Genomic DNA, 16,372 nt, shown 5'->3' on the forward strand with positions numbered 1-16,372 from the left:
GCAGTAGATGCGCCTATCCGCGCGCCCTCTAGGGCCGGGCCTCCCACCAGAAGGTGCCGTCCTCCGGATCCGAGATGACCTCCGGCTCGACGGGGGTCAGGGTGCGCACCTTGCGGCCCTCTGGCTCCTCCCACGCGGCGAGCACCTGTGTGACGGCATCGTAGTTCTCAGCTGCCACCGCGACCTCCCGGTCCGGCGCCCACTCCAGCTCGGACTCGTCGTGCTCGTGAGGCTCCTGGACACCTTCCTGGTCGCCACGGGCGCAGGAGGAACAGATCCACTTCCTCTGCGTCCAGTCCTCGGCCTCCCCCAGCTCCGAGAGCGCATCCAGCAGCTCCTGGAACTGGCCGGGATCGTCACACGTGACCTCCGCGATGAAGGTCTGCGACGTGGAGGGGGTCAGGCGCTGCAGCTCGTTGAAAACCATGAGTTCCCGCTGCCCCACCCGGGCCACCCCGAGCGACGCGCCGTCGTGCAGCACGATGTCGCCGTACAGGTGCCCGTACTGCGGGTAGGGGACGCTGACGATCTCCGCGCGGACCGGGTCGATGCGACGCGCGAACACCCGCTCCATGTCTCCCCACGGGTTGAGCAGCAGCACCACGAACCCGAAGTCCTCCCGGATCTCACCCTCGCCGGGGGTGAGCTCGATGCCGCAGGCCTCCCAGATGCGACGGGCCGTCGCCCAGTCCGACAGGGCCGTCGCCGCGATGCCGGCGTTCCAGTGGGCGGCCTCGTCGAACTCCTCGGCCAGCTCGATGGCCTTCAGGTTCGCGGCCAGGGATTCGGGCCACTGGCGCAGGTACTTGCGGGCCAGGCCCAGCATGTAGTGGTACGGGGAGTGGTCGGGGACCAGCCCGGTCAATCCGGCGAACAGGTCGGCGGCATCCGCCAGCTGGCCCGCCTCGAACATCTGGTGGGCGCGGTCGTTCAGCTCGGCCAGCACCTCCGGCTCGACCCCGTGACGTTTCGCCAACTCCTCCAGCTCTTCCCACTCCACTGTGCGCCTCCTCGTCGTCGTGATGACCGAAGGTAGCATTCCGGGACATGAACTCGCTCCGGCTGATCTCCCACAACGTCAACGGCATCCGCGCCGCCCTCAGGCGGGGCCTGCACGCCATGTGGGAGAGCGAACGGCCCGACGTCATCTGCCTCCAGGAGGTCCGCTGCAAGGTTGCTGACCTGCCAGCGGGCACCTTCGACGGCTACCACACCGCCTGGGCACCCGCCGCCCAGGCCGGACGAAACGGCGTCGCCATCCTCACCCGGACCGCGCCGGAGCGGATCGCCACCTTCAACGGGGAGGCCACCGTCGTCACCCCCGACGGCGCCACGAGCCAGGCGACGGTCGAGACGGTCAGCAACCCCGACCTCGCCCCCTTCGCCACCGAGGGCCGCTACATCGAGGTGGATCTCGCCGACGCCCCCGTCCGCGTCGCCTCGCTGTACCTGCCGAAGGGGGCCGTCCCGGAGCACCACGCCCGCAAGCCCGAGGATGCCGACACCCCGAAGTACGAGCGCAAGATGCAGTTCATGGCCGGGCTGTCCCGCCACCTCGACGAGGCGCGCGGGCAGGCCGCCGACGCCGGGCGCGAGTACGTCATCGTCGGGGACTTCAACATCGCCAACACCGAACGGGACCTCAAGAACTGGCGCGCCAACCAGCGCACCGACGGCTTCCTGCCGGAGGAGCGGGAGTGGTTCACCCAGCAGCTCGACCCCAGCACCCTCGTCGACGTGGTGCGGCACCACCATCCCGACCAGGACGGGCCGTACTCGTGGTGGTCGTGGCGGGGCCAGGCCTTCGCCAACGACTCCGGCTGGCGCATCGACTACCACCTCGCCACCCCGCAGCTGGCGGCCAGCGCCACCCGGGCCACCTCACTGCGGGAGGCCGACTACGACTCCCGCATCAGCGACCACTGCCCCGTCGTCGTGGACTACGACCTGACGAGGCTCTCCTGAGGGGCCTCGTCCTCCCAGTTCTGGTTGAGCTCGTGGGCGCGCACCGACTCCCACAGCGTCCACATGAGCAGCAGCGCCAGCAGCCACGCGCCGTTGCGGAGCGCGAAGTTCATGGCGGCATACCCGAGCAGCACCCCGGTGACGACGATCGCGGTCCGCAGCACCTTGGTACGGGGGCGGGTCACGGGGAACAGCACCCCACCCCACAGCACGTACCAGGAGTGGATGGCGGGGGCGCAGAACGCGAACAACAGGAACGACCAGGACACGAAGTGCAGGGGTCGGCGACCCAGGTGCTTCACCGCGATCCAGACGATCCCGATCGCCGCCACGACGAGCCCGAGGCTGCGCAGCGTCCGGATCACCGTCCGCCCGCCCGGATCCAGGCCGAGCAGGTTGACGGGGTACTGGATGAGATGCCCCAGCACCGTGAACGGTGAGACGGTGTCCACCATGCCGGGGACGTTGACCGCGTTGGTCCAACCGAATCCGAGCCCCGTCGCGAGACTCAGCGCCGCGAACACGGCGACGGAGATGCCGAGACTCAGCAGCGCCCTCCCGGCGGCGTTCACCACGTCCCGTGGCCGCCACGACGTCCAGGGCACCAGCAGGAAGGGCAGGGCGACGGCGGCGAGGAACGCGGGCTGCTTGATGGCGGCGGCGACACCGATGATGGCGCCCCCCCACAGCCAGGTGCGCTGCTGCAACGTCACCCAGATGCCGAGCACCATGAGCCCCGTCATGAGGGAGTCGTTGTGGGCGCCACCGATGAAGTCGATGATGAGGATCGGGTTGGTGAGGACGAACCAGCTGGCGGCGGCCGGGTTGATGCCGAAACGCCGGGCGATGCGCGGGGTGCACCAGCCGATGAGGCCGACGCCGATGAGGGCCGGGACCCGCATGATGACCGCGGACCAGTAGGGGTCGAGCCCCACCAGCTCGATGAGCCAGTGACTCATCCGCAGCGCCAACGGGCCGTACGGGGCGGGGGTGTCGCGCCACACCCACGCCACCTGGTCGGCGAACTGGCCGGGCAGGAGCCCCGGCCCGACGAGGTACGGGTTGAGGTTGTTGTGGAGCAGCCACCCCTGGGCCGCGTAGGAGTACGCGTCGTGGCTGAAGATGGGGGGCGCGACGAGCATCGGGGTACCGACGATCACCAGCACCGCCCAGTGACGCAGCTGCGGCAGCCCCTGCGCCTCACGTCGGGCGGGGCGGATCCGCAGCCAGAACTCCATGAGCAGGGCCAGCCCCACCATCGTGAACACCGTGCCGACGGTCTTGGAGATCGGCCCGTCGAATCCCAGCGACGCCATGAAACGGGTCAGCGGCGAGACGCGGGGCAGGTAGGCCGGGGACAGCGATCCCGCCACCAGCAGCACCGAGCCCAACAGGCCGAACTTCACGGCCCGCTGCTGGAACGCGCCCCTGAGCGACTCCCACAGGCCCGCCAGCCACGACGGGGAAGTCACGGGTCACCCGCCAGTTGGTCACGGCCGTGCACGAGATCCGGGAGACAGGACGCGGCCGGGACGTGCGCGCCGCCCCAGCGCAGGGCGTCGGTGGGGCACTGCTCGATGCAGACCCCGCAGTACATGCATCGCGCCCAGTCGATCTCGAAGGTGTCGAGCACGTTGTGGGTGCGTTCCCGCGCCCCGGGGGCGGGGGCGGAACGCTCCTGGTGGGAGGTCAGCCGGATGCACCAGGTGGGGCACTCCCGGGCGCAGATCATGCAGGAGGTGCAGCGTTCCTCCACCAGCTCGATGTAGCCGTGGATCATCGGACCCTCCCCATCCGCACCCCGGCGGCGGAGGCGGCGATGGTCTCCGGGGTCGCGTCGGGATCCGCCAGGACCTTCTCGTCGGGGACACCGGGCGGGACGAGACGACGACGTCCCGGGCTGGCCTCCGACGCTCCGGGTTCCAGGCCGCCCGGCCACCGCGTCGTGATCCTCGGGGTCAGCAGCACGTCCTTGCGCAACGGGGTCCCGCCGGCCCGGTTGAGCAGGGGCGAGTTGTCCGCCCCGTCGAAGACGACCCCGAAGAAGTCGTGGACCTGCCGCTGCAGCCAGGCGGCCCCGGCGAACAGGTCGGTGAGGTCCGGCAGGTGCGGGTCGTCGCGGTCGCACATCGCGGCGAGGCAGCGGGTGTCGCCGTCGCGGTTGCGCAGCCAGAGCAGAACCCGGATGTGGGGGCTGCGCCCGATCTCATCGACGGCGGTGAGGTTGACGAGGAAGTCATACCCCTCCTCCTTCGACGCGGCCACGCGGTCACGCCAGGCGCTGAGAGGGACGTTCTCAACCATGGCGCACCTCCTCCAGCGCCCGGGTGAGCGCCTCGGGGGGCGGCGGGCAGCCCGCGATGAACTGGTCAACCTGGACGCCGAGGGCCTCCGCGCCCTTGACCACCGAGTACGAGTCCCAGTAGGGACCCCCCGTCGCCGCGCAGGTCCCGAAGGCCAGGACAACTGGCCGGGTGGGCAGGGAGTCGATGATGCCTCGCACCACGGGGGCGACGGCCTCGGTGAGGGTCCCGGACAACACCACCGCGAGTCGCGCATCCGGCGGCGGCTCGGCCACCTGACGTCCGGCAGCGGCCTCCTGCGACTCCAGGGCGCAGCAGGCCAGCGGTACGTCGAGGACGTACAGCGAGGCGTCGCCGAACCAGTCGAGGAAATGGGCCATAGGGGGCATCCTACGACCCGGGCGCGCCACGACCACGGTTCGGACAGCGGGGAAAGGCGGAATTCGTCATCATCTCCTACACTGGCGCGCAGCCAAACGAGGAGGAAACAGGCAGTGGCTGAGACACGCTCACTCGATCGCGTGGTCATTCGATTCGCTGGCGACTCCGGCGACGGCATGCAGTTGACGGGGGATCGCTTCACGGCCGAATCGGCCGCGCTGGGCAATGACATCGCGACCCTGCCCAACTTCCCGGCCGAGATCCGCGCCCCGCAGGGCACACTCCCCGGCGTTTCGTCCTTCCAGGTCCACTTCGCGGACTACGACATCGTCACCCCGGGTGACCGACCGGACGTGTTGGTCGCGATGAACCCGGCCGCCCTCAAGGCGAATCTGGGTGACCTGCCCGCGGGCGGGGTCATCATCGTCGACCAGGCGGACTTCACGAAACGCAACCTCGCGAAGGTCGGCTGGGACTCCGACCCACTCACCGACGGTTCCCTCGACGCCTGGAAGGTCCACGCCCTCGACCTCAGCGGTATGGCGACCGAAGCGGCGAAGCCGTTCGGCCTGGGCCGCAAGGACGCCAACCGGACGAAGAACATGTTCGCGCTGGGGCTGCTGTGCTGGCTGTACTCCCGCGACACCGACGGCACCCTGGACTTCCTGAACACGAAGTTCAAGGATCGTCCCGAGATCCGTGACGCGAACATCGCGGCGTTCCGGGCCGGCCACGCCTACGGCGAGACCGCGGAGGTGTTCGAGCACCGCTACACGGTGGCCTCGGCTCCCATGCCGCCGGGACGCTACCGGCAGGTCACCGGGAACCTGGCGACCGCCTACGGGCTCATGGCCGGGGCGGATCGGGCGGGGCTCCAGCTGTTCCTCGGCTCCTACCCGATCACCCCCGCCTCCGACATCCTCCACGAGCTGAGCCGTCGCAAGGACGTCGGCGTCATGACGATGCAGGCCGAGGACGAGATCGCGGGCATCTGCGCCGCCATCGGCGCCTCCTACACGGGGGCGCTCGGCGTGACCACGACGTCGGGTCCCGGCATGGCATTGAAGATGGAGGCCATCGGACTGGCCGTGATGACGGAGTTGCCACTGGTGGTCGTCGACGTGCAGCGGGCCGGACCCTCGACGGGCATGCCCACGAAGACGGAGCAGGCCGATCTGTTCCAGGCCGTGCTCGGCCGCAACGGCGAGGCCCCCGTGCCCGTGCTGGCGGCCCAGTCCCCCGCTGACTGCTTCGCCACCGCCGTCGAGGCGTGCCGCATCGCGCTGACCTACCGGACCCCCGTCATCATGCTCACCGACGGTTACGTCGCCAACGGTGCCGAGCCGTGGCGGATCCCCGACCTGGACGACATCCCCGCCATCGACGTCGCCTTCGCGACGGAACCGAACGCCACGAAACCGGACGGCTCCCCGACCTTCCACCCCTACATCCGCGACGAGCGGCTGGCCAGGGCGTTCGCGATCCCCGGCACGCCCGGGTTGGAGCACCGCATCGGCGGCATCGAGAAGCACGCCACCACCGGGGCCATCTCCTACGACCCGGACAACCACGACACCATGGTCAGGACGCGGGCCGCGAAGGTCGACGGGATCGTGCGCGACATCCCGGACCTCGAGGTGCACGACCCCTCCGGGGAGGCGAGGATCCTGGTGCTCGGGTGGGGGTCGACGTACGGCCCCATCACGGCGGCGGCCCGGCGGGTCCGGCTGCGCGGCCACGAGGTCGCCACCGCCCATCTCAGGCATCTCAACCCGATGCCCGCCAACCTCGGCGACGTGCTGCGCGGCTACGACCGCGTCATCGTGCCCGAGATGAACCTCGGACAGCTGGCGTTCCTGCTGCGTGCCCGGTACCTCGTCGACGTGTCCAGTTATTCCCGGGTGCGGGGGCTGCCCATCTCCATCGCGGAGTTGGAGGAGCACCTCATCGGTGAGATCGCCCGGCTGGAGGAGAAGTGATGAACGGACTGTCCGGTGTCCCCGTCGCGGCCGGGTCGCTGACCCGCAAGGACTACACGAGCGACCAGGAGGTCCGCTGGTGCCCCGGCTGCGGCGACTACGTCATCCTCTCGACCTTCCAGGCGATGATGGCCGACCTCGGCATCGCGCGGGAGAACACCGTCATCGTGTCCGGGATCGGCTGTTCGTCCCGGTTCCCGTACTACGTCGACTGCTACGGGATGCACTCGATCCACGGGCGGGCGACGGCGATCGCGACGGGGGTGGCCGCGGCCCGCGAGGACCTCAACGTGTGGGTCATCACGGGTGACGGTGATGCCCTGTCGATCGGCGGCAACCATCTCATCCACGCGCTGCGGCGCAACGTCAACCTCACGATCCTGCTGTTCAACAACCGGATCTACGGTCTGACGAAGGGGCAGTACTCCCCCACCTCCGAGCTGGGGAAGCTGACGAAGTCGTCACCGTACGGGTCGCTGGATGCGCCGTTCGACCCGGTCGCCCTGGCGCTCGGCTCGGGTGCGACATTCGTGGCCCGCGCCGTCGACTCGGATCGGGCGATGCTCACCGATGTGATGGCCGCCGCGGCCCGGCATCAGGGGGCGGCGCTGGTGGAGATCTACCAGAACTGCCCCATCTTCAACGACGAGGCGTTCGACGCCCTCAAGGGGCCGGCCGCCACCGAGGCCCTCATCCGGCTCGTGGACGGGGAGCCGATCACCTTCGGCGAGGAGGGAAGGCTGTGTGTGGCCCGTCGTGACGACGGTGTGCTGGAGGTCGCGGAGACCGCCACGACCGACCCTGGCAGGATCGTGGTGCACGACATGTCCCGCCAGGATCCGACCCAGGCCTTCGCCTTGGCGCAGCTGACGGATCACGGGGTGCTGCACCGCGCCCCCGTCGGGATCTTCCGCAGCGTGGAGCGTCCGGCCTACGACGTCGAACTGCGTCGTCAACTCGACGGGGCGCGCGCGGCGGACCCCCGTGCGGCCCTGCAGGCAGCGATGGAGGGTCGCTCCTCCTGGCAGATCGGCTGATCCGGTCTCAGCGTCTGCCCCAGACGACCTTGAGTTCGGGGTCGCCCAGATCGATGGTCGCCTTCGACCACAGGGTGCCGCGGCCGGAGCGTATCAGGCACTCACCCGTCGAACCGGCGGCCGTGGTGCACTGCGCGGTGATCGTGAAGTCGCCGAAGTCGGCCGCGCTGATGATGGTCGGGGTGACGGGGTCGGGTTGCGGGACGACGTTCTCCATGGCGGCCCGGCCCTCGGCGTCGAGGGTGCGGGCGATGGTCCCTTCCGTGATCGTCTCGCCGTCCCTGGTGGTCGCGGACATCGGCATGTCGCATCCGGGGTCGAGGTTGGTCGAGGCCAGGCACGCCTTGGCCTCGGGGATCACCTTCTCCCGGTACAGGGCGATGCCGGCCTGGCTGACCTGGACCTTCAGGTCCACGTACGTGAGATCCGACGAGTACCGCTTGGGGATGACGTTGTTGCCCACCAGCTCCAGGTATTCGTTGGCGCTGGTCACCTGATAGATGCCCGGGAAGACCAAGGGGTCGTCAGTCTCCGGCACCACACCGTTGACCTTGACCGCCATTCCGTTGAGCGGGCTGAGAAACAGCGAGGGAAGCCCGCTGACGATCTTCCTCTCGTGCATGTTCACCGTGAATTCGTCGCTGATGAGCTCGCCACCGATCGTGTAGCTCACCTCGACCCCGTTCGTGGACGGGGAACCGCTCTTCTCCTGGACCTTGATGTCGGTGATCGGTGCACGCTGAAGGGATTCCTTCAGGACCTCCTCGGTCAGCAGGGACATGTCCGAGTCAGGCTGCCGGACGATCATGCGCCGGGCGGTCTCCGCGTCTCCGCGGGCGACGGCGTTGAGGTAGTCCTCGGCGACCTCCACGGGGTTGGTGGGGATGCGACTGCTGGTTGGCGACGGGGAGGGTTCCCCACTCACTGAGGTCGTTGTCTCGGGGGTGGTCTGATCCGGATTCCCCCGATTGAGGACCCCCGTGGCGACGGCTGCGCCGAAACCGACCAGGGCGGCAGCCACCAGTGCGGCCGCGATGATGAGGGGGTTCTTCCGTCCGGGCGGGGGCGGCACCACGTCGTTGGGGTACTGCGGCTGGGGTGTCGGCTGGCTGGCGTGGGGGTGGGGCGCGACGCCGTACCCGGGTGGAGGGACCACCCCGGGACGGCCGCCGCCGTGCGGGATCCCGCGCCCCGGCGGGGGCGGGCTCTGGAACTCGGGGCCGGGGTTGCGTCCTGGAGGGTTGCCGTGGGGCTCGTGCGACATTGACATCCTTCCTTCGTGAGATCCTTCGGCTGGCGGACGAGCCGGGCGCTTCCCGGGTCCGGACTCCCAGATGGTCTGGGTTCACCATAGATGCCGCTATGGGTCACCACCCGAGCACCGGCCCCTGCCGCTACTCCCTCCCACCGGTTTCCTCAGTGCGCTGATTCGCCTGCCTTGGGTCAAAAACGCCTGCCCTGTTTCATTTCGCCTGTCTGGTTGGACAGGCGAGCCACACCCGACACAGGCGAACCCGAGAGTGAGAGGCCCTCCCCACCGCTGGTCGAGCCGGGTCCGGAGCCTGCGGAGGAGCTGTGTCGAGACCTCCGTGCGCTTCCGGCCGGACTCGAGTTCCAGAACCGTGCGCGAGGGGTCTCGACAAGGACCGCTCGCTGACGCTCGCGATCCAGCTCGACCAACAGGGAGGACGAGGCATGAACAATGCCTGAGGAAGGGCCCGGCCGACGCATCGTGTCGGCCGGGCCCCCTGCTCAACTCAGGGTTTCACCGTTTCTTCCAGGTCACCTTGAGTTCCGGATCGGTCAGGTCGATGGAGGCCGTCGACCACATGGAGCCCGGGCCACCGATGACCGAGCATCGGCCCGAGTTGCCGTTGGCGTCGGTGCAGTCCGCTTTGATGGTGAAGTAGCCGAACTGCCTGGAGCTGATGATGGTCGGCACCTCGATGCCTGCCTCGGGCTCGACATTCTCGAGCTGGCTCATCGCCTCCGCACTGGCGTTTCGTTCGATCGTGCCGTCGGTCAGCTTCTCGCCGTCCTGGAGGGTGTCACTCATCGCCATGTCGCAGCCCGGGTCGAGGTTGGGCGATGCCAGACAGGCCTTGGCCTCGGGGACCACCTTCTCGCGGTACAGGTCGATGCCGGCCTGGCTCACCTTGACCTTCAGGTAGGGGAGGTCATAGTCCTTGGAGTGCTTCATCAAAAGGGGGAACTCCCCTCGGTCCACCTCCACTTCCAGGTACTCGTTGGAGCTGGTCACCACGTAACTACCGGGGAACACATCAGGGCGATCGGTCTTGGCCTCGACCCCATTGACCAGTGGCTTGAGCTTGTGCACCGAATGGAGGCTGAGCCCCAACATCGGGGAGAAGATCTGGTTGTCCTTTCCCATGATCTGGTATTCGTCCTCGACCACCTCGTCACCCAGCTTGTAGGACACCTTCACCGTTGGGGAGTACTCCGACCCCTCGGGCTCGAAGACCTTGATGTCGGTGATGGGGGTCCGGCTCAGGGAGTCCTTCAACACCTCATCGGTGAGGAGGGAATCGTCACGGATGGTTGAGGAGTCGACGACGGCCAGCGCCGCCTTCGCATCACCCTTTGCCACGGCGTTGAGGTAGGCCTCAACGGCGGCCTTGGGGGTCTCGGGCTTCCCGGCCGGAGCCTGGGAATCCTCCTCACCCCCGGCCGAGGACTCCCCACCCGGGGAAGGGGCCCCCGCCGGCGTGCTGCCCTGGCTGGCGGAGTCCTTCTTCTTGGGGGAGAAGGCGCCCATCGCGAAGGCGATGCCGACACCGATGACGAGCACCGCCACCACCACTCCCGCGATGATCAACGGCAGGTTCTTCTTGGGGGCGGGCTGCTGGGGCATGCCGTAGGGGTCGTAGCCGGGCTGGCCTCCGTAAGGATCCTGGGGAGCATATCCGGGCTGAGCAGCGTACGGGTCCTGGGGGGAGGGGCCGGGCTGGCCACCGTAGGGCGGCTGGGGGGTGCCGTACCCCGGCTGCGGTCCTTGACCCGGGTATCCCGGTCCCTGCGGGGGACCGTAGCCCTGCGGGGGTGAGCTCTGGTAGTTGGGGCCGGGCTGACCGGGATCGGGGTTGGGCTGGTTGAAGCGGGGATCATTGGGCGTAGACATCAGTTTCCTTCCTTGGGACCGCATATTAGAGGGTCCCGAGGCCCGAGGTGCGGCCTCCCGGAAGACTCCTTGTCAGGCCCGGTGGCCCCCTCCACCCAGCAACCACTTCACTTTTGTCAGTGCTCCTCGTTAGGTTGGCCTCATGCAATGGACCCAGACTGGTACCGGACACGAGCTGACCATCCGCGACGGCGCGATCATCGCCCGCAACGACAAGGGCAAGGAGCTGGCCTCCGTGCCACCGAAGGCGAAGAAGAGTGAGGCCTTCGAGGAGCTCGACGCCCTGCTGAACTTCCTCCACCAGCACGACGTCGAGGCGGGTGCCGAGGTGGAGCGATGGCTGCTGCGGTCCCTGCCGGTCCCACGGGTCCTCCTGGCGGAGGTGTGGGCCGACGAGTCGTGGCGGTCCTGGCTGACGGATCTCGTCATCGCCACCGACGACGGCGTCGCCGGGTTCCTGCGTTCTGCCGACGAGAAGGGCCTCGGCATCGTCGACCTCGACGGGGAATCGGTGACGATCACGGCGGAGCGGGTGCTGCTGGCGCATCCGGCGTTGCTCGAGGACCTTGAGGATCTGCGGGAGTTCTCCGTGGAGCTGGGGATCACCCAGCGGCTGGACCAGCTGTTCCGGGAGGTGCATCGCAAGCCCGCCGACCTGGAGGCGACCACCACCGAGCTCAACGACTGGGCGGGCGGCGAGTTCCAGGAGTTGCGGTTCGCGACGGGTCGGGCCCGCTCCGCCGGGTTCAAGGTCTCGGGTGGGTACGCCACCTGCGTGTGCTTCGAGGAGGGGGAGCCGGTGACCGCCCGCTACTGGATCGGCGCGGACTACCCGGAGGCAGAGACCGTCACGGGGGATCTGCACTGGACGGTGGCGGATCAGGTGGTCCCGGTGGCTGAGGTCGGGCCGCTGGCCTATTCCGAGGGGGTCAGGATGGCCGCCCACATCTTCGCCGGACGCAAGGTCGCCAAGGAGGAGGACGAGTGATCCCGGATTCCCGCACCGCCGAGCTGGGCGGGGTCGCAGCCACCGCCGTCGCCGACTCGGTGGGACTGTGCAGCCGCACCTACACCCACCCGCTGCTGGAGGACCGCGCCGTCGTGCGACTGGTCCGGGAACCTCTGACCGAGGTGGAGGACCTGAGCCTCGACGTCCTGGGGTTCGGCAACACCGCATCCGCCCCGGTGGGCCACGTCCGGACCAAGGCCATCGGGTTCCCCGCTTGGCCCATCCTCCACGATCCCGCGAACGCCAGGCACGCCCTCAACCTCGTCGGTGACCTGCAGCGCGCGGCCAAGCTGGCCCGGTCCCGCCCCGGGCCGGCCAAGGACATGCTCGATGAACTCGCCAGCAGGCTCGGTGCCTCCGCCCCGCATTTCCTCCCCACCTTCCTGGAGGAGGCGGCCCGCATCTTCCTGGCGCTGGACAACCGCAGCTACGCCACGCAGTACTTCGCCAAGGCCCGCGAGGCCGAACGCATCCACAACCTGCCCATCGACGAGACCCGCCATCGTCAGGTGCTGCTGGAGTTCGCCCTCGCCGGGGCGCTCAGCGCCAAGGAACTCACCACCGAGTCCAAGGCCCTCCTGGAACGCCACAGCCCGGAAGAAGCCCTCGAGCAGTTCATCCAGCTGAACATCGACCGGGTCAAGGGCGGCCTCCCCCCTTACGCGAACCTCCACTCCGACATCAAGCGTCTGGTCAAGGCCGCCAAGGCCGACCAGCAGGAGGTGGACGAGCTTCTCCTCGACGCCATGCTCCGCTCCCCCTCCGTGAGCAAGGCCCCGCAGGCCTTCTGGAACGCCTTCATGAAACCACTCGCCCGGATGGCGGAGCACACTCCCGAAATGCGGGACCTGCTGTTCGCCCTCACCCCCGACGGCGCCAAGACGGCTGGCTGGCTGCAGGTCCTCGACGCCGCTGGGATCCTGGCCGAGATGCGGAACGGGGAGCGCGACGTCCTGGACTGGGTCGGCCGCTTCATCCACAAGGAGAGCCGCGACTGGAACAGCGACTTCCCGGCCGAGCTCTCGCAGTTCATCCGCAGCCTTCCCTCCCAGGAGGGCAGGGTGCTGGAGCTTCCTCTGCACCCGAGGGACACCGAACCGGAGCTGATCGACGCCGTCCTGTCGCGTGGCTGCCGGGTGGAGATGGACCACACTCACGACTGGCGCAACCGGTTTGACCTGGCTGGCTGGCTGGCCGATGACCGCCGCTCCGACCTCACCCACCTGGCCGCCAGCGAGCACGCCCCCCGAGCTGCGGCAGGGCTCAGTGGGACGCAGTTCGACAAGCACCTTGACGCGCTGTTGGCCCACGAGGGCAGCCGCCAACTCCTGCATCGCTGGGCCACCACCAGCCTCACCGAGGACTCCACCGCACCTGAGTTCTTCACAGAGCTGGAACGCCTGAGGCCCCTCTACACCCCCGCCGCCCGCGCCGAGGTGGCAGGCGAGCTGGCGCGTTTCGAGTCCCTGGCCGACCCTGCGGAACTCACCGCCAAGGCCATCCGCGACGGCCTGCTCACCGAACTCACCTGGCCCGCCCTCGAGGCCGCAGCTGCCGAGCTGGGTTCCGACGAGGCCGACCCCGACGAGGTGTCCGTCCAGGAGTCCTGGCCCTGGTTCGGCGTGGCCCGCAGGAACCGCATCATCTGGGTCAAGGGCGATGAGCGCGGCGCAGACGTCACCATCGACGTCCCGGGTGCGCAGAAGTTCAGCGAGTGGCGTTGGCTCCTCGTGGCTGGAGACACGGCCTGCCTGAGCTGGGATTCCTCATGGTCGAGGCATCTCACGTGGGCCAGCGATCCCGCCACCCACCACAAGCAGGAATTTCACCACTGGCCGTCCGTTGACTTCGGTGACTTCTCCCTCGAGGTCGAGGCCGGTCGGTTGCGCGGCCCGGGGCTGCTCCGCCCCTCAGCGGCGCAGTTCCCCACCTCCGGGCGGGCCACCGTGTTCCAGGAGGGTTCCTCCCACTGGAGCCATGAACCGTGGGAACAGCACCCCCATGCCCTTGACCCGGACACCGGAAAACTCGGCCGGGAATCGATGCCCCCGGGTCTGGCCGCCCTCGTCGAGGCGGACCTTCGCGACGGCTTCTGCCTGGAGTCCCGGCAGACCCAGTGGATGCCAGCCGTCCCCGAGACCTTGGGCTCCCCTCTGGGGGTTGCTGACGGCCAGCACGGCTGGGTGCTGCTGACGCGCGACGACGACGAGCTGCTGGCCCGTGGCATCGACGGCTTCACATGGCGAGGTGTGACACAACATCACGGCTCATCCTGGCCGGGTGCCCACGTGGCCCGACCAGGAGGCGGGCACTGGCTGGTCGTGGACGGCATCCTGCATCTGGAGAACCTTGCTCCGCTCAGCATCGCCTGCAGCGCCCGAGGCAGGGCTCACCTGTTGCATGACCTCCCCGTGGCGGGCTGGCACCACCTCCGCGTCCGCGACGAGGCGGTCAGTGCCCGGATGCGCACCATGCAGGCCGCAGATGTGGCGGGGCTCATCGCGGCCCTGCCTCAGTGGTCCCACGACGAGCCCGAATCCCTCCCGGATGCTGTGGTCGAGGCCGCCGAGCAGCTGCTCGGCACCACCGACCCGGCGTTGAGTGTCGCCGTCGGGTGGCTGGCGCTGCGCCTCAACCGCGCCACCCAGCGGCTGCAGCAGCTCCGGGATGACAGCGAGGGCGACACCTCCCGGACCTTCGGGCAGTGGATGCCGTCAGACAAGGCCGTGGGCTGGCTGCCCAGGGGCAGCGTACTCACCCATGAGGGCTTCACCCGCATCAACCGGGCACTCGACGGGCAGCGGTGGGACCGCTTCGTCGTCACTTCCAAGGCCCGCACCACGCTGCTGCACCCGGAGCTGTTGCTCGCTGGGGCATGCACTCCCCTGGCCTCTCCGGAGCTGATCCAGGGCACTGCGGCGGCCTTCGGGGCAATCAAGGACAGCGGTCTGCACCAACCGGAGACCGTCACCTTCCTGGTGAGGTATCCCGACGGGTTGTTCGTCTCCGACCTGGAGTACGGGGATCGGGTGGAGACCCCCACCGGCCCCGCCGTCGTGCTGGACTCCGACTACACCAGAGATGACCGGGTCTTCTTCCTCCTCTGTCCATCGGGTGGGATTCCTGCCGAGGTGAACAAGAAGGCCACCGAACTGGTCGACCGCTCCAGTGGGATCGATCTCGACGCCCACACCGCCGCCTTCGAGGCCCTGCTCAGCAGCGGTGGCCCGGCCTGGGAGCCTGGCGCTGCGGAGCGTCTGGCCGAGGGTACCGGGTGGTCCCTGCCCACGGCGAAGATCCTCCTGGCGGGAATGCCGAATCTCGACTCGTGGGAGCACAACTGGCTGCCGAAGGACCTCCGGGAATTCCTCGGTCTCAAGGTCGCCGAGGCAGCAGCAGCGCGTACGTTCCTGCGCGGTCTGCCCCTGGAACTGTTGGTCGCCCTGGTCAGGGCCGGGGTGACCGACCCGATGCACGTGGTCCACCATGGGCTGGACGTGGACGGGATCATCGCGTGTTGGAAGGAGCACACGGCTGGTTCGATCACCCTGTCCGAGGAGATCATCACCGAGGCCGGTCGGGTCATCGCCGGCGGCGGCAGTCACGGTGTGAAACGGCTCACCGAGGACGGTGCGAGCCTGGATCAGCTGCCGCACTGGCTGTGGCTGGCATCGAGGCTTCCCCTGCAGGACCCGCTGCGCCCGTGGCTCGCCGAGCGGCTGGAAGCCATGCTCGCCACCAGCCTGGGCCGCGAGTACGAGGAGAGCATCTACTCCGACACCAAGGACAGGATCCGCGCCGTCCTCGGCCTGCCAACCTTCACCGCCACCGCGCAGGGAACGATCCAGCAGGTCGGCCCATGGACCCTCACCCGGGGTGAGCACAACGATGAGTTAACCTTCGATCCCGCCAAGGTCGAGGACTGGGAACTCGAACTCCAGCGCGCCCGGTCCATGCCCACCGATGGGTACTACCGGAGCAGGCGCATCGCCGACCTGGCCGCCGTGGCGGCAGGGCATTTCACCCCCATCCTGGAATGGCTGCGCACCCCGGGCGACGGCTGGGCACCGGACCCCCTGACCTCCGCACCCGAGATCGTCGCCGAGGTGCAGACCGCCCTCGGCCTGCCCGAGGACTCAGCCCGCTACTGGCTCCAGCTGCTGACCCTGCCCAACCCCACGGACAAGAACATCGACCTCTGGAACGGCTGGACAAAGACCCACCGGACCAGGGCCGCCGCACCGCTGGTCGAGAAGGGACTGGTCATCGAGGCCAAACGCTCCCGCGCCGGACGCTCCTGGTTCCTCCCCGGCGGCTGGATGGAGGCCAGGGCACCCCACCTGCCGCTGGAGGTATGGAAGGCACCCTTCTACGAGCTGGAGGACACGCCCAAGGTGAACCCGAGGAACGACATCGTCGTCCCTCTCGTCCCCCTCCCCCAGCTCTTCGCCGACGCCTGGCATCGCTTCCAGGACGGCGACGCCCCCGGCTACACCGAGCTCAGGACCGAGAGGTACCGCCGCCGATGATCCTGAATTCCCGAACCGCCGAACTGGGTG

Annotated in this window: 12 protein-coding genes; 5 read left to right on the forward strand and 7 right to left on the reverse strand. The window is 68.8% G+C overall.

Annotated elements, in window-relative coordinates:
• Positions 1–28 precede the first annotated feature (28 nt).
• On the reverse strand, positions 29–1,000 hold the full coding sequence (locus EII35_RS05185) for a tetratricopeptide repeat protein (protein WP_125227399.1): 972 nt from the start codon (positions 998–1,000) through the stop codon (positions 29–31).
• A gap of 47 nt (positions 1,001–1,047) precedes the next feature.
• On the opposite strand from EII35_RS05185, the gene EII35_RS05190 reads away from it, so the two are divergent.
• A complete protein-coding gene (locus tag EII35_RS05190) occupies positions 1,048–1,965 on the forward strand; it encodes an exodeoxyribonuclease III (RefSeq protein WP_125227400.1) in 918 nt (305 codons plus the stop codon).
• Here EII35_RS05190 and mptB read toward each other — a convergent pair.
• From mptB to EII35_RS05210, 4 genes are read right to left on the reverse strand one after another with little or no spacing between them, the layout of a single operon-like run.
• Positions 1,941–3,437 (reverse strand): polyprenol phosphomannose-dependent alpha 1,6 mannosyltransferase MptB, encoded by a 1,497-nt coding sequence (gene mptB, locus EII35_RS05195; protein WP_125227401.1) that lies wholly within the window; start codon positions 3,435–3,437, stop codon positions 1,941–1,943. The genes EII35_RS05190 and mptB overlap by 25 nt on opposite strands.
• A complete protein-coding gene (locus EII35_RS05200) occupies positions 3,434–3,745 on the reverse strand; it encodes a 4Fe-4S binding protein (protein WP_125227402.1) in 312 nt (103 codons plus the stop codon). The genes mptB and EII35_RS05200 overlap by 4 nt, the downstream gene beginning before the upstream one ends.
• Positions 3,742–4,269 carry an NADH-quinone oxidoreductase subunit C gene (locus tag EII35_RS05205; protein WP_125227403.1) on the reverse strand — a complete coding sequence of 176 codons (528 nt, stop codon included), beginning with the start codon at positions 4,267–4,269 and terminating at the stop codon, positions 3,742–3,744. Before EII35_RS05205 ends, EII35_RS05200 begins: the two co-directional genes overlap by 4 nt.
• On the reverse strand, positions 4,262–4,648 hold the full coding sequence (locus EII35_RS05210) for an NADH-quinone oxidoreductase subunit B (protein WP_125227404.1): 387 nt from the start codon (positions 4,646–4,648) through the stop codon (positions 4,262–4,264). The genes EII35_RS05205 and EII35_RS05210 overlap by 8 nt, the downstream gene beginning before the upstream one ends.
• Positions 4,649–4,762: 114 nt before the next feature.
• Here EII35_RS05210 and EII35_RS05215 point away from each other — a divergent pair, with 114 nt between their 5' ends.
• Both EII35_RS05215 and EII35_RS05220 read left to right on the forward strand, forming a co-directional pair.
• Positions 4,763–6,628, forward strand: a complete 1,866-nt coding sequence (locus EII35_RS05215; RefSeq protein ID WP_260465018.1) for a 2-oxoacid:acceptor oxidoreductase subunit alpha — start codon at positions 4,763–4,765, stop codon at positions 6,626–6,628.
• Positions 6,628–7,665, forward strand: coding sequence for a 2-oxoacid:ferredoxin oxidoreductase subunit beta (locus tag EII35_RS05220; RefSeq protein WP_125227406.1), 1,038 nt, complete (start codon positions 6,628–6,630; stop codon positions 7,663–7,665). The genes EII35_RS05215 and EII35_RS05220 overlap by 1 nt, the downstream gene beginning before the upstream one ends.
• Before the next feature lie 7 nt (positions 7,666–7,672).
• Here EII35_RS05220 and EII35_RS05225 read toward each other — a convergent pair whose 3' ends face one another.
• Together EII35_RS05225 and EII35_RS05230 are read right to left on the reverse strand one after the other, a co-directional pair.
• Positions 7,673–8,929 (reverse strand): hypothetical protein, encoded by a 1,257-nt coding sequence (locus tag EII35_RS05225; RefSeq protein ID WP_125227407.1) that lies wholly within the window; start codon positions 8,927–8,929, stop codon positions 7,673–7,675.
• 501 nt (positions 8,930–9,430) lie between these two features.
• Positions 9,431–10,804: a hypothetical protein gene (locus EII35_RS05230; RefSeq protein WP_125227408.1), complete on the reverse strand. Its 1,374-nt coding sequence runs from the start codon at positions 10,802–10,804 to the stop codon at positions 9,431–9,433.
• A gap of 142 nt (positions 10,805–10,946) precedes the next feature.
• On the opposite strand from EII35_RS05230, the gene EII35_RS05235 reads away from it, so the two are divergent.
• Positions 10,947–11,792, forward strand: a complete 846-nt coding sequence (locus EII35_RS05235; RefSeq protein WP_125227409.1) for a DUF4132 domain-containing protein — start codon at positions 10,947–10,949, stop codon at positions 11,790–11,792.
• Complete coding sequence (locus EII35_RS05240; RefSeq protein WP_125227410.1) at positions 11,789–16,342, forward strand: hypothetical protein; 4,554 nt, start codon at positions 11,789–11,791, stop codon at positions 16,340–16,342. The genes EII35_RS05235 and EII35_RS05240 overlap by 4 nt, the downstream gene beginning before the upstream one ends.
• Positions 16,343–16,372 lie beyond the last annotated feature (30 nt).

The organism is Arachnia propionica, assembly GCF_003932785.1.
GTDB classification, from domain to species: Bacteria; Actinomycetota; Actinomycetes; order Propionibacteriales; family Propionibacteriaceae; genus Arachnia; species Arachnia propionica_B.

Bases quoted from the DNA above. Each gene is read 5' to 3' on its own strand.
- EII35_RS05190 (WP_125227400.1), top strand. From the start codon at position 1,048: ATGAACTCGCTCCGGCTGATCTCCCACAACGTCAACGGCATCCGCGCC.
- EII35_RS05200 (WP_125227402.1), bottom strand. From the start codon at position 3,745: ATGATCCACGGCTACATCGAGCTGGTGGAGGAACGCTGCACCTCCTGC.
- EII35_RS05205 (WP_125227403.1), bottom strand. From the start codon at position 4,269: ATGGTTGAGAACGTCCCTCTCAGCGCCTGGCGTGACCGCGTGGCCGCG.
- EII35_RS05210 (WP_125227404.1), bottom strand. From the start codon at position 4,648: ATGGCCCATTTCCTCGACTGGTTCGGCGACGCCTCGCTGTACGTCCTC.
- EII35_RS05220 (WP_125227406.1), top strand. From the start codon at position 6,628: ATGAACGGACTGTCCGGTGTCCCCGTCGCGGCCGGGTCGCTGACCCGC.
- EII35_RS05225 (WP_125227407.1), bottom strand. From the start codon at position 8,929: ATGTCGCACGAGCCCCACGGCAACCCTCCAGGACGCAACCCCGGCCCC.
- EII35_RS05230 (WP_125227408.1), bottom strand. From the start codon at position 10,804: ATGTCTACGCCCAATGATCCCCGCTTCAACCAGCCCAACCCCGATCCC.
- EII35_RS05235 (WP_125227409.1), top strand. From the start codon at position 10,947: ATGCAATGGACCCAGACTGGTACCGGACACGAGCTGACCATCCGCGAC.